Source organism: Mucilaginibacter aquatilis (assembly GCF_009755275.1).
GTDB lineage: Bacteria > Bacteroidota > Bacteroidia > Sphingobacteriales > Sphingobacteriaceae > Mucilaginibacter > Mucilaginibacter aquatilis.
The window spans coordinates 553165-575800 of sequence record NZ_WQLA01000001.1 but is presented as its reverse complement, the minus strand read 5'-3'; the positions used below and the strand labels follow the sequence as shown (position 1 = coordinate 575800).

General features: G+C 42.0%; 25 protein-coding genes. 18 read left to right on the top strand and 7 right to left on the bottom strand.

The window, feature by feature from the left end:
* Positions 1-43 precede the first annotated feature (43 nt).
* The 3 genes from GO816_RS02785 to GO816_RS02775 all read left to right on the top strand — a co-directional run bounded on the left by GO816_RS02785 (position 44) and on the right by GO816_RS02775 (position 2865).
* Entirely contained in the window at positions 44-1456 is a 1413-nt protein-coding gene (locus GO816_RS02785; protein ID WP_157539822.1) for a lactate utilization protein B, read from the top strand.
* Positions 1457-1577: 121 nt separating this feature from the next.
* Positions 1578-2174, top strand: a complete 597-nt coding sequence (locus GO816_RS02780; RefSeq protein ID WP_157539821.1) for a LutC/YkgG family protein — start codon at positions 1578-1580, stop codon at positions 2172-2174.
* A 436-nt stretch (positions 2175-2610) separates the two neighbouring features.
* Positions 2611-2865: a hypothetical protein gene (locus GO816_RS02775; protein WP_157539820.1), complete on the top strand. Its 255-nt coding sequence runs from the start codon at positions 2611-2613 to the stop codon at positions 2863-2865.
* 17 nt (positions 2866-2882) lie between these two features.
* On the opposite strand, the gene GO816_RS02770 is transcribed toward GO816_RS02775, so the two are convergent.
* Both GO816_RS02770 and GO816_RS02765 read right to left on the bottom strand, forming a co-directional pair.
* On the bottom strand, positions 2883-3587 hold the full coding sequence (locus GO816_RS02770; RefSeq protein ID WP_157539819.1) for an SDR family NAD(P)-dependent oxidoreductase: 705 nt from the start codon (positions 3585-3587) through the stop codon (positions 2883-2885).
* A 12-nt stretch (positions 3588-3599) separates the two neighbouring features.
* The gene (locus GO816_RS02765) at positions 3600-4544 is read right to left on the bottom strand and encodes a lysylphosphatidylglycerol synthase transmembrane domain-containing protein (protein ID WP_157539818.1); all 945 of its coding nucleotides are present in this window, start codon (positions 4542-4544) and stop codon (positions 3600-3602) included.
* A 208-nt stretch (positions 4545-4752) separates the two neighbouring features.
* Here GO816_RS02765 and GO816_RS02760 point away from each other — a divergent pair, with 208 nt between their 5' ends.
* From GO816_RS02760 to GO816_RS02740, 5 genes are all read left to right on the top strand, one after another.
* On the top strand, positions 4753-5622 hold the full coding sequence (locus tag GO816_RS02760; RefSeq protein ID WP_157539817.1) for a carbon-nitrogen hydrolase: 870 nt from the start codon (positions 4753-4755) through the stop codon (positions 5620-5622).
* Positions 5615-6664 carry an agmatine deiminase family protein gene (locus tag GO816_RS02755; protein WP_157539816.1) on the top strand — a complete coding sequence of 350 codons (1050 nt, stop codon included), beginning with the start codon at positions 5615-5617 and terminating at the stop codon, positions 6662-6664. Before GO816_RS02760 ends, GO816_RS02755 begins: the two co-directional genes overlap by 8 nt.
* Positions 6665-6964: 300 nt before the next feature.
* Entirely contained in the window at positions 6965-7804 is an 840-nt protein-coding gene (locus GO816_RS02750) for a LiaF transmembrane domain-containing protein (RefSeq protein WP_157539815.1), read from the top strand.
* Positions 7805-7956: 152 nt separating this feature from the next.
* Positions 7957-8991, top strand: coding sequence for a sensor histidine kinase (locus GO816_RS02745; RefSeq protein WP_157539814.1), 1035 nt, complete (start codon positions 7957-7959; stop codon positions 8989-8991).
* Positions 8988-9737 (top strand): LytR/AlgR family response regulator transcription factor, encoded by a 750-nt coding sequence (locus GO816_RS02740; RefSeq protein ID WP_157539813.1) that lies wholly within the window; start codon positions 8988-8990, stop codon positions 9735-9737. Before GO816_RS02745 ends, GO816_RS02740 begins: the two co-directional genes overlap by 4 nt.
* Positions 9738-9757: 20 nt before the next feature.
* Here GO816_RS02740 and GO816_RS02735 read toward each other — a convergent pair whose 3' ends face one another.
* Both GO816_RS02735 and GO816_RS02730 read right to left on the bottom strand, forming a co-directional pair.
* Positions 9758-9910 carry a hypothetical protein gene (locus GO816_RS02735; RefSeq protein WP_157539812.1) on the bottom strand — a complete coding sequence of 51 codons (153 nt, stop codon included), beginning with the start codon at positions 9908-9910 and terminating at the stop codon, positions 9758-9760.
* Between the two features lie 10 nt (positions 9911-9920).
* The gene (locus tag GO816_RS02730) at positions 9921-10265 is read right to left on the bottom strand and encodes a hypothetical protein (protein ID WP_157539811.1); all 345 of its coding nucleotides are present in this window, start codon (positions 10263-10265) and stop codon (positions 9921-9923) included.
* 188 nt (positions 10266-10453) lie between these two features.
* Here GO816_RS02730 and GO816_RS02725 point away from each other — a divergent pair, with 188 nt between their 5' ends.
* Complete coding sequence (locus tag GO816_RS02725) at positions 10454-10924, top strand: hypothetical protein (RefSeq protein ID WP_157539810.1); 471 nt, start codon at positions 10454-10456, stop codon at positions 10922-10924.
* Positions 10925-10983: 59 nt separating this feature from the next.
* Here GO816_RS02725 and GO816_RS02720 read toward each other — a convergent pair whose 3' ends face one another.
* A complete protein-coding gene (locus GO816_RS02720) occupies positions 10984-11607 on the bottom strand; it encodes an NUDIX hydrolase (protein ID WP_157539809.1) in 624 nt (207 codons plus the stop codon).
* A 224-nt stretch (positions 11608-11831) separates the two neighbouring features.
* Here GO816_RS02720 and rpsL point away from each other — a divergent pair, with 224 nt between their 5' ends.
* The 5 genes from rpsL to GO816_RS02695 all read left to right on the top strand — a co-directional run bounded on the left by rpsL (position 11832) and on the right by GO816_RS02695 (position 18039).
* A complete protein-coding gene (gene rpsL / locus GO816_RS02715; protein ID WP_128769576.1) occupies positions 11832-12245 on the top strand; it encodes a 30S ribosomal protein S12 in 414 nt (137 codons plus the stop codon).
* Between the two features lie 19 nt (positions 12246-12264).
* Positions 12265-12732 (top strand): 30S ribosomal protein S7, encoded by a 468-nt coding sequence (gene rpsG / locus GO816_RS02710; protein WP_157539808.1) that lies wholly within the window; start codon positions 12265-12267, stop codon positions 12730-12732.
* A 90-nt stretch (positions 12733-12822) separates the two neighbouring features.
* Positions 12823-14931, top strand: coding sequence for an elongation factor G (gene fusA / locus GO816_RS02705; RefSeq protein WP_157539807.1), 2109 nt, complete (start codon positions 12823-12825; stop codon positions 14929-14931).
* Between the two features lie 118 nt (positions 14932-15049).
* Complete coding sequence (gene rpsJ, locus GO816_RS02700) at positions 15050-15355, top strand: 30S ribosomal protein S10 (RefSeq protein ID WP_078347761.1); 306 nt, start codon at positions 15050-15052, stop codon at positions 15353-15355.
* A 311-nt stretch (positions 15356-15666) separates the two neighbouring features.
* Positions 15667-18039, top strand: a complete 2373-nt coding sequence (locus tag GO816_RS02695) for an ABC transporter permease (RefSeq protein WP_157539806.1) — start codon at positions 15667-15669, stop codon at positions 18037-18039.
* Between the two features lie 56 nt (positions 18040-18095).
* Here the strand turns inward: GO816_RS02695 and GO816_RS02690 are convergent, their stop codons facing one another.
* Positions 18096-18446 (bottom strand): hypothetical protein, encoded by a 351-nt coding sequence (locus tag GO816_RS02690; RefSeq protein ID WP_157539805.1) that lies wholly within the window; start codon positions 18444-18446, stop codon positions 18096-18098.
* A gap of 149 nt (positions 18447-18595) precedes the next feature.
* Positions 18596-19294, bottom strand: a complete 699-nt coding sequence (locus GO816_RS02685) for a hypothetical protein (RefSeq protein ID WP_157539804.1) — start codon at positions 19292-19294, stop codon at positions 18596-18598.
* 138 nt (positions 19295-19432) lie between these two features.
* On the opposite strand from GO816_RS02685, the gene GO816_RS02680 reads away from it, so the two are divergent.
* The 4 genes from GO816_RS02680 (at position 19433) to rplW (ending at position 22631) form a co-directional block, all read left to right on the top strand.
* Positions 19433-20692 (top strand): prephenate dehydrogenase, encoded by a 1260-nt coding sequence (locus GO816_RS02680; protein WP_157539803.1) that lies wholly within the window; start codon positions 19433-19435, stop codon positions 20690-20692.
* 397 nt (positions 20693-21089) lie between these two features.
* Positions 21090-21707, top strand: a complete 618-nt coding sequence (gene rplC / locus GO816_RS02675; RefSeq protein ID WP_157539802.1) for a 50S ribosomal protein L3 — start codon at positions 21090-21092, stop codon at positions 21705-21707.
* A 1-nt stretch (position 21708) separates the two neighbouring features.
* Positions 21709-22338: a 50S ribosomal protein L4 gene (gene rplD / locus GO816_RS02670; RefSeq protein WP_157539801.1), complete on the top strand. Its 630-nt coding sequence runs from the start codon at positions 21709-21711 to the stop codon at positions 22336-22338.
* A 2-nt stretch (positions 22339-22340) separates the two neighbouring features.
* Positions 22341-22631 carry a 50S ribosomal protein L23 gene (gene rplW / locus GO816_RS02665; RefSeq protein ID WP_157539800.1) on the top strand — a complete coding sequence of 97 codons (291 nt, stop codon included), beginning with the start codon at positions 22341-22343 and terminating at the stop codon, positions 22629-22631.
* Positions 22632-22636: the final 5 nt, after the last annotated feature.

Sequence of the window (22636 nt, the reverse complement as noted above, 5' to 3'; positions counted from 1 at the left end):
CCCCTAAAGGGGGAACTTTTGAAACATTAAAAAGATTTTCAAAATGGAAACTACAACAACTCAAGATAAAAACCCCCCCCTTCAGGGGGCTGGGGGGTCTCACGCCGAACTGGCCGATATATTTAACAAGGACGAAGATCGTGTAAACTGGCATGATGAAACCTTGTGGTGGATACGTGCCAAGCGCGATAAAAGCGTTCACCAATTGCCCGAATGGGAAGCTTTGCGTGAAGCAGCCTCCAATATCAAATTTAACGTACTTAGTCACCTTGATATTTACCTTGCACAATTTGAAGCCGCCGCAAAGGCCAACGGCATTATTGTGCATTGGGCTGCAGATGCTAAGGAGCATAACGAGATTGTACATAAATTGCTTACCGATGCCAAGGTAACACAAATGGTAAAAAGCAAATCGATGCTTACTGAGGAGTGCCATTTGAACGATTACCTGGCTACACACGGCATTGAAGTTATAGATTCTGATTTGGGCGAGCGTATTGTACAACTGGCCGGCGAACCGCCAAGCCACATTGTATTACCTTGTATCCATAAAAAAAAGGAAGAAATTGGCGATCTGTTCCACATGTACCTGGGTACGCCAAGCAACATGTCAGACCCACAGTTTCTCACCGAAACTGCCCGCGGCAGCTTAAGGGAAACTTTCCTAACCCGCAAAGTAGCCTTAACCGGCGTAAACTTTGCCATTGCAGAAACCGGCGAGTTTGTGGTTTGTACCAACGAGGGTAACGCCGATATGGGTGCTCACCTGGCCGATGTACACATTGCCTGTATGGGCATCGAAAAAATAATTCCAAAACGCGAGCATTTAGGAGTGTTTTTAAGATTGTTAACCCGCAGCGCCACAGGCCAGCCTATCACTACTTATAGCAGCCACTTTAAAAAACCACGCGAAGGGCAGGAAATGCACATTGTATTGGTTGACAATGGCCGTAGTATTCAGTTAGGCCGCGAGGATTTCCGTAACTCATTAAAATGTATACGTTGTGGTGCTTGTATGAATACCTGTCCGGTTTACCGTCGCAGTGGTGGTCACAGTTATCATACCGCGGTTGCCGGTCCAATCGGTTCTATCTTGGCACCAAACCTCGATATGAAGAAATATGCCGACCTGCCGTTTGCCTCAACGCTGTGCGGGTCGTGCTCAAACGTATGCCCGGTTAAAATTGATATACACGATCAGTTATATAAGTGGCGACAAGTGTTGGTTAAAGAGGGTTATACCCCAAAAGCCAAAACCGTAGCCATGCATGTAATGGCAACCACGCTGGGTTCATCAACTTTATACCATGCAGCCGGTAAAATGGGACGCTTAACCATTAAGTATGCACCATTTGCCGTAAACAACAAGCTAAACCCCTGGTATAAAAACCGCGACATGCCGGAGTCACCAAAAGAATCATTTGGGGAGTGGTACGCTAAAAACAGGAAGAAATAGACTCAAGAGTACAGAGCCAGGAATCACGAAGTAAATTAGTTCATGGTTTATAGATGATAGTTCATGGTAAGCCATGAGCAAAAAGCTACTATGAACTATGAACCATCAACAATGAACTAAAATGTCTAGCCGAGATAAAATATTAGCAGCGGTAGCTGCAAGCAAACCCGAGGCCAAGCCTTTGCCCGATATTGAGCCATTTAAGCATATTGGTTATACCGATGTATTGGCTCAGTACGAAACGGTGCTGACCACTATTGGCGGCGCGGTACATAGGGTAAACAATTGGGACGAGATTAGGACCATTGTGTCTGAAAAATACAACTCGCAAAATGTGCGGGTATTGAGCTTAGTGCCTGAGCTGGATGACGTAGCTACATCGGCATACGAAATTAATCCCAGTGCCCATCAACTGGCCGATGTAGAGCTATCTATTATTAAAGCGCACTTTGGCGTAGCTGAAAATGGTTCGGTTTGGGTTACGGAGGAATTACTTGGTCATAGAGCTGTACCGTTCATATGTCAGCATTTGGCGGCGGTTATCAGCGCCAGCAGCATTGTTGATACCATGCATCGTGCTTACATGCGTATAGGTGAGGCAGAGTATGGCTGGGGAGCATTCATTGCCGGCCCAAGCAAAACGGCTGATATTGAGCAATCGTTGGTACTGGGCGCACACGGGCCTCGTAGTATGACGGTATTCATCCTTAACGATTAGTCTTTCAAAGCATATCCAAACATTGCCAGTAGCTCACAGTTTTTTCAATTTTTGTAGTGCTGGTAATGTTCTAAAGGTATTGTCTTAACTCAACCATTTTCCGCAGCGTTGTATTGGCACTCGCAGGGTTTTCAAAACACATCCTCGCCTTGTACATCAGTGCGCATAGCACAGGCTATTACAGCTAGTACACCTAGCAGTGCCGCACGCGTCAAAAGAAATAACACTGTTCCCATCATTTTCCTGATTATTAATAAACAACTTGAATTCAATTGTAAGACCTCGCTTTATACCTATTGTTACAGAATAATCAATTTGATGTGTTAAAATATCAAAATTTGCAACGTATTCACCTTGCGCTGTTAACATAATGATAATATTGAATTGATTTTTTCATAACATATCTTTGAATGATTGATAGAAGATACGTTTAGAAATGAAAAAGGAAAGCGCTAAGTTATTAATAAAGGAAGCCCGCAAAGCTGCAAAAAAAGATATAGAAGCAACATTGATTAATGAGTTAAATGAAATGACTTCCAAACTCAGCCAATCATCAAAGAAGCTTGATAAAAAAATTCAAAAAGGTGCTAAGCAATTAGCTAAAGAATTAGCCCGCAATTTAACGATCAGTAAAGAGTCATTGGCTTCTAAACCAGCTGCTGAGGAAGTGGCAGTGCCATCTGCAAGTTAAAGAAGCACTGATGTAACTTAAGGTGTGGTAACTGCCACCGGGAGTATTTTTCCGTTAAAAAACCTATGACCCGTAGTGGCAAAGTCGGCAATGTATTTGCCTATTTCAAAGGCCATCACCGGCGATTCATAGTCGGGGAAGGCCTTTTCGAGCATTTCAGTTTGTGCCGATCCTAATGCCAGGCAGTTTACACTTATTTTTTGGTCTTTTAATTCCAGTGCCAGGCACTCAGTAAGTGTGTGCAAAGCCGCCTTGCTGGCCGAGTAAGCAGCTAACCCCGCAAACTTAACACTGCCCTGAAAACCACCCATGCTACCAATGTTTACAATATGGCTTCCCTGCGCCATAAAAGGTAGCAAATTTTGTATCATACGGGTATGACCTAAAAAGTTGCTTTGCAGCATCTCAATGAAGTCGGTTTCATCGGTATTAACAAATGTTTTATTTACCAAAGCTCCGGCATTGTTAATGAGCACATCAATTTTGCCCTCAAAACGGCTTTCAACAAACTGCTTCAGGCCTACATATTCATCATGAACAATATCAAACGCAATTGGATAAAGCGTACAATCAGGGTTGAGTCCTTTAGCTATCTCCAGCAAACGGGTTAGTTTATCGTGCGAACGGGCCAGGGCGATAACCTGGTTATTATTTTGCAAAATAAGTTCTAAAACAGACTCAAAGCCTACGCCGCTACTGGCACCGGTTATAATAATATTCATAAATTACTATTGTTAAATATCGCTGCTTTCAGCTTTGATTTCTTCTTCAATACTTGGCAAACCTTCTTGCAGGCGGCTTGGCCTAAGTACGTAGTACAACCCAAAAAGAGAAACGATTAGTGAGATGATATAAAATGATATACTCAAAAAAACGGCCAGTGCCACATTCATATGGAAAGGAACCGAGAGCTGAGTAAATATAGCCTCGCGCGCACCTGCGCCACCTAAAGAGATAGGCACAACCGCGGCCAGCGCCGATATTAAAAAGGACAGGAGGTAAGGTGCAAACTTGCCATCGAAGTTTTGACCCAATAGCACACAAAGTATAGTTAAAACCTGTAATGATTGCACTAAAACGGCTTTGCCATGTCCCTGTACAAAATAACGGGTGTATTCTTTAAAAAAACGGTGAGTGATAAAGTAGTATAAAGCAGTCCCGACCAAGAAAACGGAAGCGGGTACGGCAATATGCAACTCAACCTGTGGTACAAAAAGTATAAGTGCAACAATAATTAAACCTATGGCCCACAAGCCGCTTAACCTGTCAAACAAAATTGCCCAAAATACCTTCTTTGCCGGCAGTTTATAATTTTTGGTCAGCAAGTAAATTTTATACCCGTCGCCGCCAATACCGCCCGGTAATAAGAAATTATAAAACATACCCAGCAGGTACAAGCGGAAGTTAAAGCGCGGATCTAACCTCAATTCAATTGAATTAAAGAAACTTAGCAAGCGCCAGGCTGATACAACCGTTGATAAGAAAAACACTGCTACCGCAGTAGCCATCCACCAATAGTTAGCATGAAGCAGCTTTTGTTTAACCTCTTGAAAAGGAACCTGTGTAAAAACGTAGTACAGCAAGGCAGACGTAACTACAATTTTAAGTATCAGCTTAGTGGCACTCCATAAAGTATCCTTCCAGGTTTTTTGCTTTGGAAGAGTTTCCGTATCAGTCATTTGGGGGCAAAACTATGAAAAAGTATTTAAACACAATTTATAGTAACTAAAACCTTACCTGTTGCTGATGTGTAGTTTAATGTCAGGTAGTGTTAAAACACCTGTCGGTTTTTTTACATTATGTCCATATTATCATTGTTTATACAATACGTAATAGTGTATTAATTAATTTGGTAATGCGTATTTTTGCGCAAATTTTTAAAAGCCCATGAGCAAAGTAAAAGTAGGTTTGGTACAAACCACCTGTACGGCTGATAAACAGCAAAATTTGCAGAAAGCAATTGAAAAGGTACGCGAGGCTGCACAAAAAGGAGCCCAGATAGTGTGCCTTCAGGAGCTTTTTACCTCGTTGTATTTTTGCGACGTGGAGGACTACGATAATTTTCAACTGGCCGAAGCAATTCCCGGCCCCTCAACTGATGCACTTTCAAAAGTTGCAGCCGAAGAGGGTGTGGTAATTATTGCATCGCTGTTTGAAAAACGTGCTCAAGGGCTGTATCATAATACTACCGCAGTACTTGATGCCGACGGCACTTACCTGGGTAAGTACCGTAAAATGCATATTCCGGATGATCCGGGTTTTTACGAGAAGTTTTACTTTACCCCGGGCGATTTGGGTTACAAAACATTCCAAACCAAATTTGCCAAAATAGGTGTTTTAATTTGCTGGGATCAATGGTATCCTGAAGCTGCCCGTATTACGTCGTTAATGGGTGCCGAGATATTGTTCTATCCAACTGCTATTGGCTGGGCTTCAAGCCAGGATGTGGATACCAACACCGATCAGTACAATGCGTGGCAAACTATACAACGCTCACATTCGGTTGCTAACGGTGTACACGTAGTAAGCGTTAACCGTGTTGGCGAAGAAGCGGGACTGAAGTTTTGGGGTGGTTCATTTGTTTCAAACCCATTTGGAAAGGTTATTTTCCAGGGTGACCATCATGAGGAGCAAATCAGCGTGGTTGAATTAGATCTAGCTAAATCTGACTATTACCGTACTCACTGGCCGTTTTTAAGAGACCGTAGAGTTGAAACCTACCAGCCAATAACTAAACGCCTGCTTGACGATGAATAATTTTGAGAACAGCCCCGGCAAACAGGGTTTTACCTTTCCGGCTGAATGGGCACCGCACACGGCCACCTGGTTAAGCTGGCCGCATAAGGAAGCTTCATGGCCGGGTAAAATTGATACCATTTACGCGAAGTATTGTGAGTTTATTAAAGAGGTATCAGCAGGCGAACTGGTGCGTATCAACGTGGCTAATGAGCAGATGATTTCATTTGCAAAGCAACATTTAAATGAAGCCGGAGTTGATTTAAACCGCATCCAGTTTTTTGAATTTGCTACTAATGATGCCTGGTGCCGCGATCACGGTCCTGCTTTTTTGGTGAACCCCGAAACGAAACAGAAGGTTGTGGTTGACTGGGGCTATAATGCATGGGGCGGAAAATATCCTCCATATGATTTAGATGATGTAATTCCTACCCGTATTGCCCAACACTTTAATTTGCCGGTTTATCACCCGGGCATTGTTATGGAAGGTGGTTCGGTTGAATTTAATGGTAAAGGTACGTTGTTAACCACAACGGCTTGCCTGTTGAATCCCAACCGTAACCCGCATTTAAACCAAGGTCAGATAGAGGAGTATTTACAAAATTACTACGGCGTAGAACAAATACTTTGGCTGGGTGATGGTATTATAGGTGATGATACAGATGGGCATATTGACGATATCACCCGCTTTGTTAATGAAGACACGGTAGTAACCGTTGTTGAAGAAAACAAGAATGACGAAAACTATCATATTCTTCAGGAAAACCTGCAAGCCTTAAAGGGTATGCGCTTAACAAACGGCAAGCAATTAAATATTGTTGAGTTGCCTATGCCAACGCCTGTTATTTATGAAGACCAGCCGCTGCCCGCATCTTATGCTAATTTTTACATTAGCAATGCTGCCGTCATTGTACCAACCTTCCGTTGCGCCAATGATGACAAGGCACTTAACATCTTACAGCAATGTTTTACCGATCGTAAGGTAGTTGGTGTCGATTCAACTGATATCATATGGGGCTTAGGTAGTTTTCATTGCCTTAGCCAGCAAGAGCCGGAAGATTAACTATCCAATTACATTCTCTCGAGATAGAAGGTTATATAAAACCAAAATCGGCCTGAACAATTGTTCGGGCCGATTTTGGTTAAAGAGCATTTGAGTATTTAGATGCCAAAGTAGTTTAGTCCCAATAATCACAGTCAACCGGTAAAATGCCGGTTAACCGCCAGATGCTATAACGCAAAATGTTTCACCGACAAATTCCTGCCTTTTACCGACTATCTTGCTATGGCTGCCATATAAGTGTAGCGTGATTTAGCTCCATGAATTACTTTTGAATCATAATAACAACTAATACTAATAGTCATGAATAACGAACCATCATATCACAATCAACCACGTAATAATAACGGACGTCCCATAGCAGGCCTTATCCTGTTGGGTGTAGGTGCTATGCTACTTTTGCGCCAGTTTGATTTCTTTTATTTTCCCGGATGGATTTTTAGCTTTCCATCACTGCTTATAGTAATAGGCCTGTTTCAGGGAGCAAAAGATAACTTCAAAAAGCCTTGGCCATTTGCCCTCATATTAATTGGGTTTGTGTTTTTATCACGTCATATACTACCCTGGTTTGATTTACGCGACTTCTTTTTTCCGCTTGCCATCATTGGAATTGGTTTTTGGTTGATAGCTAAACGCAAATCACCTAAACCATGGGATAAAAAAAAAGACCAGTTTTTTGATAAACAACCGGTATTCACAGAAGCCGACTATGTAGTGCGCCCGGAAGGCGAAACCGCAACTGAGCCGGGTACAACCGAGCAGGAGCCGTCACAACAAGGCCAGTCGGCATACAGCTATATTAAGGGTGACGATGTGTTAGACATTGTTTCAGTTTTTGGAGGAGTAAAGCGCACGGTGCTATCCAAGGCATTTAAAGGAGGCGAGATAGTAAACATATTTGGTGGGGCAGAGGTAGATTTTACACGTGCTGATATACAAGGGCCGGTAGTTGTTGAAATAACGCAGCTGTTTGGCGGCACCAAATTGTTGGTTCCCCCGCACTGGCAGGTTGTGTCAGATGTTTCATCGGTATTTGCCGGAGTTGATGATAAGCGCTTTGGCAACGCCACTCAAAGCTCGGATAAAATTCTTTACCTGAAAGGCATCTCGGTATTTGCCGGAATAGATATACGTAGTTTTTAACCTTTAAACTTTTAAGTCATGAACTGGTATCTCATCATCATCAACATTTGTATTATCCTTAAAATGATTATCGGCTTCTTTGGCGGGCCGGTAAGCTAACACCAGGTTAATACCCAATCAACTTCAACTGACCACCCTGTATTTATTTCGCAATGACTGCTTCACCTACTTTTCACAGCAGACTAAAACTGGCTTTTGTATCCGCTGGCTTGATTTGGGCTGTGTTACATGCCTACATCATTTATAGTTTTGGGTTTAACTGGTATATAGCGGCAATTGATAGCGTAGCAAGTGTAATTCCGTTGGCAGCCTCATGCTGGCTTATTGATAATAATCTGCGCTATTATCAACCAGGTAAAGGCAGTTATATTAACCTGTTTATTTGGTGTGTTGCATTAGCCGCAGGTTGTACACTGGTTGTGCGTTGGGCATTGCCTATGTTAGCGCTTGGCGTTACTTATAACTCTTTCCTTAAGCAATCACTAATACTGCGTTATTCAACCAACTTTTTGGCTATAGGCTGGATGGCCATGATTAGCCTTATATGGTATGTACAGCAAGACCAGAAGGACAATGAGAAACGCAAGCTTGAGGCTGAGAAACTTTCACGTGATGCCGAACTTTATAACCTGCGCCAGCAATTGCAGCCACATTTTTTATTCAACAGCCTTAACTCTATAAACGCGCTTATAGGCTTTAAGCCTAATGAAGCCCGCCGCATGATTCATCAGCTATCTGACTTTTTACGCGGAACCTTGAAAAAAGACGACCAGCAGCAGGTATCTTTCAATGAAGAGCTGGCTCATTTAAATTTATATTTGGATATTGAAAAGGTGCGTTTTGGCCACCGTTTACTAACCGAAATTAGTTGCGATGATAAATGCCGCGAAGCCATGCTGCCGCCACTACTGCTACAGCCACTGGTTGAAAACGCTATAAAGTTTGGATTATATGACACCACGGGCGAAGTAACCATAAGCTTACGTGCCGAAATGGAAGATAACTACCTCACGGTTATTGTTCAAAATCCTTATGATCCTAAAACATCGCGCCCGCGCAGAGGCACAGGTTTTGGCCTTAGCGGAGTACAGCGTAGGCTATATTTACTTTTTGCCCGTAATGATTTGGTTGAAACTTTCCCAAATGATGATATATTTACCATCATGATAAAAATTCCTCAGGCATGAAGCGCGTACTTATTATAGATGATGAGCCATTGGCGCGAATGGTTGTACTTGAATACTTGCAGGCCTATAAAGACAAATTAGAGGTAATGCAGGAATGCGGGGATGGATTTGAAGGCATAAAGGCCATTATGCAGTATCAGCCCGACTTGATTTTTTTAGACGTGCAGATGCCTAAAATCAATGGCTTTGAAATGCTTGAGCTGGTTGAGCAGGCGCCTCAGGTTGTTTTTACCACCGCATTTGATGAGTATGCAATTAAGGCTTTTGAAACCCATGCGGTTGATTATTTACTTAAACCATTTAGTCGCGAGCGGTTTAATAAAGCGGTAGATAAATATCTTTCGCAAATACCAGCGGAAAAACCTGTCAGCAAATCAACTGATGATTTGCTGGAAACTGCAGCGCAATCACCTTCCCAGCATGAAAGAGTAGTAGTGAAAACGGGTACTAAGGTTAAAATTATACCGGTGCAGGATATTGAATATCTATCGGCAGATGACGACTATGTAAGTATTCATACCGCAGAAGGAGCATTTCTTAAAAACAAAACCATGAGCTTTTTTGAGCAAACGCTTGATACACGTCATTTTGCACGGGTACACCGTTCATATATTGTAAGTATAGCACAAATTACGCGTATTGATCCCTACGAGAAAGACGCTCATATTGCTATACTTAAATCAGGAGCACGCGTGCCGGTTAGCAAAACCGGGTATGTAAAACTCAAGCAGGTTTTAGGAATTTAAACTGCCGGGCATTTATGTCCTTATTCGGCCAGCAGCGATACCTGTTCTTTTTCGAATACTTCGCGCTGGTCGTCACCATCAATAAGGTCAACAATAATTTCATTGTCAATTATGTCGTTAATGTAACCGTTACCCCTTGGTGTGCTTACAGCATCTCCTATTTGAAATTCCATAACTAAATTCTTATTGGTGTATATGACGCCACATACCAGGGTTATCACGGTAATGGCTTATATGTTCTATAATCTCTTCAACCTGGCCCAGGCTAAGCCTTTGGCTGCCGTCATCAGTATAATTAAATAATTTCCCCGGGTCTTCAAATGTTATAAAGCCCATATAATCAGGGTTCTTTAATTTACCTTCTTCCAGCCCAAACGTTGATGTCGTTTCTGCGGGTTCAGCTGCCTGCTTGTTATTAAAAACGCTATAAGTGTAAGTAATTACCTGATGCCCGTTTTGATGTACGCGCGTATTGGGTATTACAATAATGGCAAGGTTTGGGCTTATTGTAAAAAAAATGGCAGCCATACGTCGGGTTTATATAATTAACCTATTTGAGGGTATAAAGTTTTATTTGAACGTAGTAGGCAGCATTTCGAAAAAGGTAATACGCCAGCCTTCACCTTGTAGCTGGCATCGATAATTCTTCACAAAAATGTTACTTAAACCTATTGTCCGTTAAGTAATCTATCTCATTAAACAAACAAATTATAACAATGATAAAGTTTCTTAAATCAATAGCATTTACAACCCTGATGGTATCGGGTTTTGCAGTAGCCGCCAATGCACAAGTTGCAGATAGTAATAAAGTAGCTCATCGTCAGCATCGTAAAGAAATGCACCAAAAGATGGCTGCTATTTTAACACCTCAGCAGCAGGAGCAATTGAAAGCTGATCAAAAAAAGAGCAGACAGGCTATGGTTGCTTTCAAAGCATCTTTAACAACTGAGCAAAAGGCTATAGCTAAAGATAAGTCGCTTTCACATAAAGAGCGCAGGGCAAAATTAAATTCCTCGTTTACTGATAGCCAGAAAAAAGCTTTGGCTGATAATCGTGCTGTACGCAAGGAAAGCCGCAAAGCTTTCATGGCCAGTTTAAATGCCGATCAGAAAGCTAAGATGAAGGAGTTGTTCAAAGATCGAAAAGGTCATTTTGGAGGCCGTCACTACAAGGCTCAAAAAGCATAAGTTAAGGTTTTGTGTTTGAGTATATGAGGCTGCCCGCAGTATTTGCAGGCAGCCTTTTTTTATTCAAAATACGCCGTTTGTTTATTTTCAATGTGATTGCGGTATAGCATCTCAATCTGGCTTTGCAGTATTCGGTTAGTTGAAAGCTCGGGCAGATTATCTATATTGAAAAATTGTACATCGATCACATCAAAGCCTTTTAATAAGTCTGAGCTTAATGCCTCACACAAAAACACCATTTTATATACATAAAAAGGCTGCGGTGGGTGAGGGTGCAGCTTTTTGTCAAACACGGCCAATAGTTTTACTGGAGTAACATCAAGCCCGGTTTCTTCTTTAAATTCTTTAATTATTGTTTCCTTAGGACTATAGCCAATATCAGCCCATCCGCCCGGTAATGACCATTTGCCGTCGGCGCTTTCACGCACCAGTAAAATCTTATTATCGGCCGATAGTAACAAGCCTCGTATATCAACCTTGGCTGTAGGGTAGTCAGCAGCAGGCGGGAATGCGGCTTGCAGGGTTTCTATGGCTTGTCCTGTTACCTGTTCAAGCATCTCAAAACTTATATCCTGCAGTTCGGTATATCGTTCGCGATTGTACTCGTCTTTAGCATATAACAGGCCAATGTCGGAGATAGATTTGAGGCGTTTGATAAGCGTGAGGAGGGGGGAGGTAGACATGGAGTAGTTTTAATAATGACTAAGATATAAGATTAGTTATCAATAATATAACATTCAGATGCATTCATAATGCGTATTTTTAGCCGTTGATGATACTTTGCTTATCAGATGATTAATTAGACGATGAAAAAACTTTCCTCAACCTCTTGAAAATCAAAAAATAACTGTGTACTTTTGCAGTCCCGAAAACCGGGTTAAAACAAGAGTAAAACAAAAAGGAAGAAATGCCTACTATTCAGCAATTAGTTAGAAAAGGTAGAGTAGCTCTGGAGGATAAGAGTAAATCCCCAGCGTTGGACAGCTGTCCACAGCGAAGAGGCGTGTGTACCCGTGTATACACCACTACCCCTAAGAAACCAAACTCAGCAATGCGTAAAGTTGCCCGTGTGCGCCTTACAAACGGTAAAGAGGTTAACGCCTACATACCAGGTGAAGGTCACAACTTACAGGAGCACTCTATCGTGTTGATCCGCGGCGGTCGTGTTAAAGACTTACCGGGTGTTCGTTACCACATCATTCGTGGTGCACTGGATACTTCAGGTGTTAACGGTCGTAACCAGCGTCGTTCTAAATATGGTACTAAACGCCCTAAACCAGGTCAGGCAGCTGCTGCACCGGCAAAAGGTAAAAAGAAATAATTAAAGGAGGATAGTAACAATGAGAAAGTCGAAACCAAAAAAGAGAATCCTTCTTCCTGATCCACGTTTTAACGACGTAATGGTAACCAGGTTCGTAAATAACATGATGTATGATGGTAAAAAATCTACCGCATACGGCATTTTCTATAACGCTGTTGATATTGTTGAGAAAAAAACAAGCGAAAACGGCTTAGAGACTTGGAAAAAAGCATTAAACAACGTTATGCCTGCTGTTGAGGTTAAATCTCGTCGTGTGGGTGGTGCTAACTTCCAGGTTCCAACTGAAGTTCGTCCTGAGCGTAAAATTGCTTTAGGTATGAAATGGTTAATCAGCTATGCCCGTCGTCGTGGTGAAAAAACCATGATGGAGAAATTAGCAGGTGAAATCATCTCTGCTGCTAAAGGCGAGGGTGCTGCAGTTAAGAAAAAAGAAGATACGCACAAAATGGCTGAAGCCAACAAAGCGTTCTCACACTTCCGTTTCTAATGAGAGATTTTTGAATGAGCGAATGAGTGAATTGAGTGGTTTTAAATCATTCATTCACTCATTTGCTCATTCACTCAATAAAATAAAGACATGTCAAGAGATCTTAAATACACAAGAAACATTGGTATTGCCGCTCACATTGATGCCGGTAAAACCACCACTACCGAGCGTATCCTTTATTATGCTGGTGTAAGCCACAAAATTGGTGAGGTACACGAAGGTGCTGCTACCATGGACTGGATGGCTCAGGAGCAGGAGCGTGGTATTACCATCACTTCGGCTGCTACCACAGTATTCTGGAACTACCGCGGTAATAAATTTCAGGTAAACGTAATTGACACCCCCGGCCACGTTGACTTTACCGTAGAGGTAAACCGTTCATTACGTGTACTGGATGGCTTGGTTTTCCTTTTCTCTGCGGTTGACGGTGTTGAGCCTCAATCAGAAACTAACTGGCGTTTGGCTAACAACTACAACGTACCACGTATCGGTTTCGTTAACAAAATGGACCGTTCAGGTGCTGACTTCCTTAAAGTTGTTAAGCAAGTACGTGAAATGTTGGGCAGCCACGCTGTGCCACTTCAAATTCCAATCGGTGCCGAAGATAACTTCAAAGGTGTGGTTGACTTAATTAACTTCCGTGGTGTGGTTTGGAATGAGCACGATAAAGGTATGACCTTTACCGAGGTGCCAATTCCTGATGATTTGGTTGACGAAGCTAACGAGTGGAGAGAAAAATTACTTGAAGCTGTTGCTGAGTTTGATGATACGTTGATGGAGAAATTCTTTGACGATCCTACAACCATCACCGAGCGCGAAGTATTAGACGCTTTACGCCAGGCTACATTAGCTGGTAAAATCGTTCCAATGACTTGTGGTTCATCTTTCAAAAACAAAGGTGTACAAACCATGCTTGACTATGTAATGGAGTTATTGCCTTCACCTTTAGATTCAAAAGGTGTAACTGGTACTAACCCTGATACTGGCGAAGAAGTATTGGTAAAACCTGACGTTAAAGAGCCATTTGCTGCATTAGCATTTAAAATTGCTACCGACCCGTTTGTTGGTCGTTTATGCTTTATTCGCGTATATGCCGGTAACCTTGAAGCGGGTTCATACGTGCACAACATGCGTTCAGATAACAAAGAGCGTATCTCTCGTATATTCCAAATGCACGCTAACAAGCAAAACCCTATACCTAACGTAGGTGCAGGTGATATTGCTGCGGTAGTAGGCTTTAAAGATATAAAAACAGGTGACACCCTTTGTGACGAGAAGAACAAGATCGTTCTTGAGTCGATGGTATTCCCTGAGCCGGTTATCGGTTTGGCAATTGAGCCTAAAACTCAGGCCGACGTTGATAAATTAGGTATGGCTTTAGGTAAACTTGCCGAAGAGGATCCAACCTTCCGTGTAACATCTGATGAAGAAACCGGCCAAACCGTTATTTCGGGTATGGGCGAGCTTCACTTGGACATCATCATGGACCGCTTAAAACGTGAGTTTAAAGTAGAGGTTAACCAGGGTGCTCCACAGGTAGCTTACAAAGAGGCTATCACCGGTACTACTCAACACCGCGAAACTTACAAAAAACAAACTGGTGGTCGTGGTAAATTTGCCGACATTCAGGTTGTTATTTCTCCGGCTGATGATGGTAAAGAAGGTTTACAGTTTGTGAATGAAATCACCGGTGGTTCAATTCCACGTGAATTTATTCCATCTGTAGAAAAAGGTTTTGCTTCTGCCATGGCAAATGGTGTTTTAGCAGGCTTCCCTCTTACCGGCTTAAAAGTACGTTTAATTGACGGTTCATTCCACGCTGTCGATTCGGATGCATTATCTTTCGAGATTGCAGGTCGTTCGGCTTACCGCGAGGCGTTACCAAAATGTAAACCGGTATTGTTAGAGCCAATCATGAAAATCGAGATCTTAACCCCTGAAGAAAACATGGGTGACGTTATCGGTGACATGAACCGTCGTCGTGGCCAGCTGCAAGGTATGGACACTCGTAACGGTGCACAGGTTATCAAAGCTATGGTGCCACTTTCTGAGATGTTTGGTTATGTAACTCAATTACGTACCATCACTTCAGGTCGTGCAACTTCAACCATGGAGTTTGATCACTATGAAGAAGCTCCACGTAACGTTCAGGAAGAAGTGGTTGCTAAATCAAAAGGTAAATCAAAAGCATCAGTTTAATTGCTGATGAATAGTTGATTGAGTAGCTAGCTGCTGCTAATACTCAATCAACTTAATAAAAATAAATTCAATCCTCACTAATAAATAGCTCTTAGAGGGGATTATTAAACAAACAACAATGAGCCAAAGAATCAGAATTAAACTGAAATCTTACGACTACAACTTGGTTGACAAATCAGCTGAGAAAATCGTTAAGACCGTAAAGCCAACCGGCGCTGTAGTTAGCGGACCGCTTCCTTTACCAACCGAAAAGAAAGTATTTACTGTTTTACGTTCGCCACACGTAAACAAAAAAGCACGTGAGCAATTCCAATTATGTTCTTACAAACGTTTATTGGATATCTACAGCTCTAACTCTAAAACTGTAGATGCGCTGATGAAACTTGAGTTGCCAAGCGGCGTTGAAGTTGAAATCAAAGTGTGATAGTACCGGAAGATACGGATTATACAAAGGCTGCCTTTCAAAAGGCAGCCTTTGTTGTTTTATAGTTTTTGATTTGAGGCTCTCTACACTGTAATGTACTCAGACACCTTACACGTTAAACTATTTGGTGTTATTAAGGGATTGACTTAATTTTAATTGCCAAAATTATTAACGCACGCATCCGCACAAACCTGTATCATAACCGAACACTATAAGACTGAAGTAATTGTCTTATGCAACTGTAAATCAATTAAATATTTGTTCGGCATCGTCTTGGATAACTTGATGGGGAGATCAAAACTTTCGCATTTATGCTCAAAAATTACATTAAAATAGCCTGGCGCAATCTGCTTAAAAACAGGGTATATTCATTTATCAATATATTCGGATTGGCACTGGGCATGACTGTGTCAATGTTGATTGGATTGTGGCTTTGGGATGAGTTATCCTTCAATAAGTACCATGCCAATTACAATACGGTAGCACAAATAATGACAACCCAAAACTTTGACGGTAATATAGGCACGCATCCCGCAACGGCATTGCCTTTAGCGCCAGAGTTAAGGGCAAAATTTGGCTCAGACCTTAAGCGCCTGGCTCAAACAACCTGGCAGTTTGATATGATGATAAGGTTTGGTGATAAAGTGATATCAAACAACGGTTTGTTTGCTGAGCCGAAATTTCCGGAAATGCTTGCACTGCATATGCTCGAAGGCCGGCTTGATGCTTTGAAAGATCCTAATTCAGCTATTATCTCAAAATCTCTTGCACAGTCCCTTTTTAGTGATGGTGCTGCGATGGGCAAAACGGTTGTAATTAATAACCAAAATACAGTAAAGGTAGCTGGAGTTTATGAAGACATGCCTGCCAATACTACGTTTAATGCCGTGAATATTATTACCGCGTGGCAATCTTATGCTGATAGCCAGGAGTGGGTGCGAAAATCTAAAGATGAGTGGGGTAACCATAGCTTTCAACTTTTTGCTCAGATACACGATGGGGCCAGTTGGGACAACATCAATACCCGTATAAAGGACGTTGCCAAATCACACTTTACCGAGGCGGCAGATGAGATCCAATTGTTTCCCATGAGTAAATGGCATTTGTATAGTGAATTTAATAACGGCAAAAGCTCAGGTGGAAAAATTCGTTTTGTTTGGCTGTTTGGCACTATAGGTGTGTTTGTTTTGCTTCTGGCTTGTATCAACTTCATGAACCTGAGTACCGCCCGGTCAGAAAAACGTGCACGCGAAGTAGGCGTACGCAAAGCCATGGGTTCGGTACGCGGTCAGCTTATAGGACAGTTCCTGAGCGAATCATTAGTAATGGCATCGCTGGCGTGTTTGGTAGCAGTTGTACTAGTTATCCTGTTTTTGCCTTATTTCAATAGCTTATCAAATAAGCAAATTGCTTTCCCTTGGTTAAATCCTGTGTTTTGGATATTTACTATAGCGTTCACAGTTATTACCGGTTTGGTAGCAGGTAGCTATCCGGCGTTCTACCTATCGGGTTTCAACACAGTTAAAGTACTTAAAGGCACGTTCAGGGCCGGCAGGTTTGCGGCGCTACCTCGTAAGGTTTTAGTGGTAACACAATTTACAGTATCGGTCACTTTAATTATTGGCACTATAATCGTATTCCGTCAAATTCAGCATGCACGTAACCGGCCTGTTGGCTATCAGCGCGATGGACTAATAAACGTCAGCATTCAAAGCCCTGAACTGAACGGACATTATGATGCCATACGCCAGGAGCTTTTGCAAACCGGCGCCGTAGCAAACATGGCCGAATCATCGAGCAAGGTAACATCAATTGGTAGTAACCAGATAGGGTTTTACTGGAAAGGCAAGCAACCCAATACAACGCCGGTTTTCGGCACTGTAGCCGTTACGCATGACTATGGTAAAACTATAGGATGGCAGCTTAAACAAGGACGTGACTATTCACGCAGTTTCTCTACCGATACAGCGGGTATCATCATTAATGAAGCCGCAGCCAAAATAGTTGGTTTTAAAGAGCCAATAGGAGAAACAATCATATTCAACAGCAAGCCATTGCGGGTTACTGGTATAGTTAAAGATATGGTTATGGAATCACCTTATGCACCTGCTCAGCCTATTGTTTACGTATTGAATTACGGTTGGACAAATGAAATTATTATACGTATCACGCCCGGTATGCCGGTTAACGATGCCTTAGGCAAAATTGAGCAGGTTATAAAAAAGTATGACCCGAAAGGGGCATTTGAATACAGATTTGTTGACGAGCAGTATGCCAGCAAATTTGAAAATGAAAAGCGGATTGGTAATCTGGCTACGCTGTTTGCCATACTCGCCATCCTGATATCCTCATTGGGCTTATTTGGTTTAGCATCCTTTGTTGCCGAACAGCGTACCAAAGAAATTGGTGTTCGTAAGGTACTTGGTGCATCAGTTTACAATCTTTGGAGTTTGCTCTCAAAAGACTTTGTATTGCTGGTACTAATCTCATGTTTTATTGCGGCCCCACTTGCCTGGTACTTTTTAAGCGGATGGCTGCAGGCGTATGAATACCGTACTAATATTTCTTGGTGGATATTTTGCATATCAGGAGTAGGAGCAATGCTGATAACGTTGCTTACGGTAAGCTTTCAGGCTATCAGGGCTGCCATTGCCAATCCGGTGAAAAGCTTACGAACAGAATAGTAATAAAAAGAGAAAGCCACTTAATTAAGTGGCTTTCTCTTTTTGCTATCTTTCAATCAAGGTGCCTGATCTGCCGGAATGTTGACTACGGAAGGTTTGGTAGTAACTTTTTTCCAGATGGTAAATGCTCCGTATGAAAACACACATGCAATAAAAAGGTATATCCAAATAGATATGTTGTAACCGAATATAATAATGTAAACGTACGGTACACTAAAGCATAAACATGCAAAAAGTAATGGTAGCGTAATCGGTTTTTTGTCCCTTAGGTTTTTAAGTACCCAGCCAAGTAGCGAAAAAAAGAATACTTTGCTGGTTAGATATAAGCAGGCCAAAAATAACGGATTTACGCCATGTTCTTCGCCCAGGGAAAACAGCCAGTTTTTTAGCTCTATTAAATAGTCCATTGTTAATTTTAACTGTTAAATAGCCTGCCTGCTATACGTAAGTTTACCTAAATGTTAATTAAGCGCAAGTTTGCTTTGCAAGCGTTGGCTAATGGCTTGTCCAATTAACGGATGTTATATTAAGAAGTTCTAAGATTTAACGGATTAAATTATCCGCGGCCTAAAAGTTCGTCAAGCTTGTTGCGTTCGGTCTGTAACTCGCGCGCCAGCTTCTTTTCCTTTTCATTGGCTTTCACTTTGTAGGCTTTGTATTCCTCATCCAGTTCTTCGTAAAGTTTAATACGATACTTGGCCTCGCGGCGCGCACTGCCCGATTGGAAAATAACAATAGCTGCTACAGCGCCAAACACAATTACCAGGCCCCACATTAAACTGTTATACGCCGATTTTGATACCGGCATACCAAGCAGGCTTATAGAGTCTACCTTTAAGTTTGACTCACTAAGGCTTTGCTCTTTTGCATCCACATCTGACTGCAGGTTTTTAACTGCTTTGCCTTGTTCGGCTAGTTTGGCCTGTAAATCCCTTACTTTTTTTCGCTCGGTGCGTAAGGTGTCGTTTACGTTTTTATAAAATGCTGCAAGTTGAGGCTTTTGATAATTGTAAACCTTTGTAGCAAGATATTGATACTGGCCGTTAAGGCTTTTGTCTGTATTTACAGGAGCGCCTCCGGGTTGTTGTGCAGCGGGAGACTGGCTGGCGTAAGCGTAAGTAGCCGGTTTGGCTTTATATGTTGGTTTAACAACAGTAGCATTGCTTTTTTTAGTTGAGTCTTGCGCCACAGTGGTAACTGTACTGGCTGCAGATAATGCAAATGTTAAAGCGAATGCAATATACCGGTTATTCATAAGCTAATAGTTGTAGAGTAGTAAACAGGTTAGTTTTGTTTAAACGTATAAAAACAAATATGTTTTATTTGGCCAAGCCTAAATAACGAATATAGGATAACCTGACGCAAATTAACAAACCATATTTATATTAGCCCCATGAATATCGGAATTATAGGGCTGGGCGATATGGGCAAAGTTTATGCAAAGGCATTTGCCCGGGCCGGCTATACCGTAATGGGGTGTGATTTACCGCAAAACCGCGACAGGCTTGAAGCAGAATTAGCGCCGTTGAACATTAAGCTGATGGATGACGGTAAACAGGTAGCCCGCCTGAGCGATTTGCTCATTTATTCGGTTGAGGCCGATAGTATGGAACAGGTGGTTGCCCAAACAAGCGGTTCAATTAAATTTGGCGCAATAGTGGCCGGGCAAACCTCAGTTAAACATCCAGAGATTGCCATCTTTGATAAGTACCTGCCGTCCGATTCGCAAGTGATTACTTTTCATGCCATGCATGGTGGTGGATTTGAACCCGCAGGGCAAAAATTAATTCTTATTCGTTACCGTGCCGATGATGCAGCTTATCAGCGAATGCTTGATTTGTTTACAACCATTGGCTCCGAAATAGTAGAGATATCTGATTACCACGAGCACGACAAAATTTCGGCCGATACTCAAGCCGTAACCCACGTAGGTTTCGAAAGTATGGGTACCGCCTGGGCATCTGCCGGCTTCTTCCCCTGGGAAAACGCATCCTACTTAGGTGGAATTGATAACGTTAAAATATTAATTACTTTACGCATCTTCAGTTATAAGGCTCACGTGTATGCGGGCCTTGCTATTTTGAATCCGTATGCGCGGCAGCAGGTTAAGCGTTATGCACAGTCAGAATCTGAACTTTTTAAGCTCATGATTATGGAAGACGAGCAAACGTTACGTGACCGCCTATACAAAGCCCGCGATTTTGTGTTTCATGAAAGCCGTAAGCTAATAATGCTTAATGACGCAGTAATGGATGAGTTTACGTTCCACGGCAGTGTGCAAGACCGCAAGGCTAACTCGCACCTGAGTATATTAAGCATGGTTGATGCTTGGTATCACCTTGGCGTTAACCCATATGATAACCTGATAGGCCAAACGCCACCATATCGTTTGCGCCTGGGTATTGCTGAGTATCTATTTAAAAATGAAGACTTGCTGGAAGAGTCAATCCAAACGGCACTATATGATAAATCAATAAGAGGAGATGATCTTGAATTTCATTCGGCAGTGCGCGAGTGGTCATCCATCATCAACTATGGCGATATTGAAGGTTACAAAAAGCACTTCAATCAGGTGCAGTCGTTTTTTAGTCACCGCTTAGAAGAAGGACAGCAACATAGTGCTGATATGATTAGAAAGCTGATGCAAAAGTAAGAAGTTGATGTTAATCAACTTCTTACTTTAATGTACCGTATTGCTATCCCTTTGCTGCACGGGTAGAGTGCTATTTATACTACTTATGTATAAAAGCCCTGACCCTGATTCATGAAATTTATAAAGCTTATCTGGCAAAAGGCATCCGCACAATCAAGTTTAATAAAAACTTTGGTAAGGTTTTGACAACTGCGCCTGCTATTGCGCTTACATGTGTTTTATGGTTAATAGCCAAAGTTTGTTGTTGCTGATTATCAGGGCTTAAAAACTTTGAAAATAATTAAGTAACTATTTGACAGCTAATTAAAAATACCTATCTTTGCCCTCCCTTAAACCGGGAAAACCGCCTTGAGCGAAGCCCTACTGCTTCGATGGGCATAACAAACAAATTATTAAAATGTCAGGAATTATTGGAAAAAAGGTAGGAATGACCAGCATTTTTGATGAGGCAGGGAAGAATATTCCTTGTACGGTAATCGAGGCTGGGCCATGCGTGGTTACCCACGTAAAGTCTGTTGACGCAGACGGTTATGCAGCAGTACAGCTTGCATACGATGAAAAGAAGGAAAAAAACACTTCTGCTCCTTTAAAAGGTCATTTCCAAAAAGCCGGCACTACGCCAAAGCGTAAGCTGGTTGAGTTCAAATCATTCGAAGACGAAAAATCATTAGGTGACACTGTTACCGTTGATATTTTTGCTGCAGGTGATTTTGTGGACGTAGTTGGAACCTCAAAAGGTAAAGGTTTTCAAGGTGTTGTTAAGCGTCATGGTTTTGGCGGTGTGGGTATGCAAACTCACGGTCAGCATAACCGTTTACGCGCTCCAGGTTCACTGGGTGCTTCATCGTGGCCTTCACGCGTATTTAAAGGTATGCGTATGGCCGGCCAAACTGGTAATGTACGTGTTAAAGTACAAAACCTTGAAGTTGTTAAAGTATTTGCTGAGCAAAACTTGCTGGTTGTTAAAGGTTCCATCCCAGGAGCTAAAGGTTCATTCGTAATTGTGGATAAGTAAGATGGAAATCAACGTATTAAATGTATCAGGAAAAGAAACAGGTGCCAAGGTGCAACTGTCTGATGCGGTTTTTGCTATTGAGCCTAATGACCACGCTATTTATCTGGACGTTAAACAGTATTTAGCTAACCAACGTCAGGGTACTCACAAAGCAAAACAACGTAACGAAATTGCAGGTTCAACCCGCAAATTGCACAAACAAAAAGGTACTGGTGGCGCCCGTGCGGGTAGCATCAAATCGCCTTTGTTTAACGGTGGTGGCCGTGTATTTGGTCCGCAACCGCGCGATTACAGCTTCAAGCTGAACAAAAAATTAAAGCAGTTAGCCCGTAAATCGGCTCTTACTTACAAAGCTCAGGATAACAGCATCGTAGTTTTAGAAGACTTTAACTTCGATAGCATTAAAACCAAAAACTATGTACAGTTAGTTGCTGACTTAAACTTCACCAACGAAAAAACTTTATTGGTGTTACCTGCGGCTAATCAAAATATTTATTTATCAAGCAGAAACCTGAAAAAAGCTAAGGTTGTAACTGCCGATCAGTTGAGCACTTATGACGTGTTAAACGCTGGCAAACTGTTACTTACTACTGGTTCTGTTAAAACTCTGGAGGAAGCGTTCGCTAAGTAATTATGGAGATATTAAAAAAACCTTTACTTACTGAGAAAGTATCTCTGTTGACAGAGAAACTGAATCGTTATGCTTTTAAAGTTGATCACAGAGCGAATAAAATTCAGATCAAAGCAGCAGTAGAAGCAATGTTTGGTGTAACTGTAACTGCAGTTAATACCATGAAATATGCCGGCAAACTGAAGAGCCGCTACACTAAAGCAGGTACCGTAACCGGTAGACCAGCTGCTTACAAGAAAGCGATCATCACTTTAAAGGATGGTGAAACAATAGATTTTTACAGCACAATTTAATTAAG

Coding starts and splice junctions, on each gene's coding strand:
- GO816_RS02785 (WP_157539822.1), top strand. CDS start 44: ATGGAAACTACAACAACTCAAGATAAAAACCCCCCCCTTCAGGGGGCT.
- GO816_RS02780 (WP_157539821.1), top strand. CDS start 1,578: ATGTCTAGCCGAGATAAAATATTAGCAGCGGTAGCTGCAAGCAAACCC.
- GO816_RS02775 (WP_157539820.1), top strand. CDS start 2,611: ATGAAAAAGGAAAGCGCTAAGTTATTAATAAAGGAAGCCCGCAAAGCT.
- GO816_RS02770 (WP_157539819.1), bottom strand. CDS start 3,587: ATGAATATTATTATAACCGGTGCCAGTAGCGGCGTAGGCTTTGAGTCT.
- GO816_RS02765 (WP_157539818.1), bottom strand. CDS start 4,544: ATGACTGATACGGAAACTCTTCCAAAGCAAAAAACCTGGAAGGATACT.
- GO816_RS02760 (WP_157539817.1), top strand. CDS start 4,753: ATGAGCAAAGTAAAAGTAGGTTTGGTACAAACCACCTGTACGGCTGAT.
- GO816_RS02755 (WP_157539816.1), top strand. CDS start 5,615: ATGAATAATTTTGAGAACAGCCCCGGCAAACAGGGTTTTACCTTTCCG.
- GO816_RS02750 (WP_157539815.1), top strand. CDS start 6,965: ATGAATAACGAACCATCATATCACAATCAACCACGTAATAATAACGGA.
- GO816_RS02745 (WP_157539814.1), top strand. CDS start 7,957: ATGACTGCTTCACCTACTTTTCACAGCAGACTAAAACTGGCTTTTGTA.
- GO816_RS02740 (WP_157539813.1), top strand. CDS start 8,988: ATGAAGCGCGTACTTATTATAGATGATGAGCCATTGGCGCGAATGGTT.
- GO816_RS02735 (WP_157539812.1), bottom strand. CDS start 9,910: ATGGAATTTCAAATAGGAGATGCTGTAAGCACACCAAGGGGTAACGGT.
- GO816_RS02730 (WP_157539811.1), bottom strand. CDS start 10,265: ATGGCTGCCATTTTTTTTACAATAAGCCCAAACCTTGCCATTATTGTA.
- GO816_RS02725 (WP_157539810.1), top strand. CDS start 10,454: ATGATAAAGTTTCTTAAATCAATAGCATTTACAACCCTGATGGTATCG.
- GO816_RS02720 (WP_157539809.1), bottom strand. CDS start 11,607: ATGTCTACCTCCCCCCTCCTCACGCTTATCAAACGCCTCAAATCTATC.
- rpsL (WP_128769576.1), top strand. CDS start 11,832: ATGCCTACTATTCAGCAATTAGTTAGAAAAGGTAGAGTAGCTCTGGAG.
- rpsG (WP_157539808.1), top strand. CDS start 12,265: ATGAGAAAGTCGAAACCAAAAAAGAGAATCCTTCTTCCTGATCCACGT.
- fusA (WP_157539807.1), top strand. CDS start 12,823: ATGTCAAGAGATCTTAAATACACAAGAAACATTGGTATTGCCGCTCAC.
- rpsJ (WP_078347761.1), top strand. CDS start 15,050: ATGAGCCAAAGAATCAGAATTAAACTGAAATCTTACGACTACAACTTG.
- GO816_RS02695 (WP_157539806.1), top strand. CDS start 15,667: ATGCTCAAAAATTACATTAAAATAGCCTGGCGCAATCTGCTTAAAAAC.
- GO816_RS02690 (WP_157539805.1), bottom strand. CDS start 18,446: ATGGACTATTTAATAGAGCTAAAAAACTGGCTGTTTTCCCTGGGCGAA.
- GO816_RS02685 (WP_157539804.1), bottom strand. CDS start 19,294: ATGAATAACCGGTATATTGCATTCGCTTTAACATTTGCATTATCTGCA.
- GO816_RS02680 (WP_157539803.1), top strand. CDS start 19,433: ATGAATATCGGAATTATAGGGCTGGGCGATATGGGCAAAGTTTATGCA.
- rplC (WP_157539802.1), top strand. CDS start 21,090: ATGTCAGGAATTATTGGAAAAAAGGTAGGAATGACCAGCATTTTTGAT.
- rplD (WP_157539801.1), top strand. CDS start 21,709: ATGGAAATCAACGTATTAAATGTATCAGGAAAAGAAACAGGTGCCAAG.
- rplW (WP_157539800.1), top strand. CDS start 22,341: ATGGAGATATTAAAAAAACCTTTACTTACTGAGAAAGTATCTCTGTTG.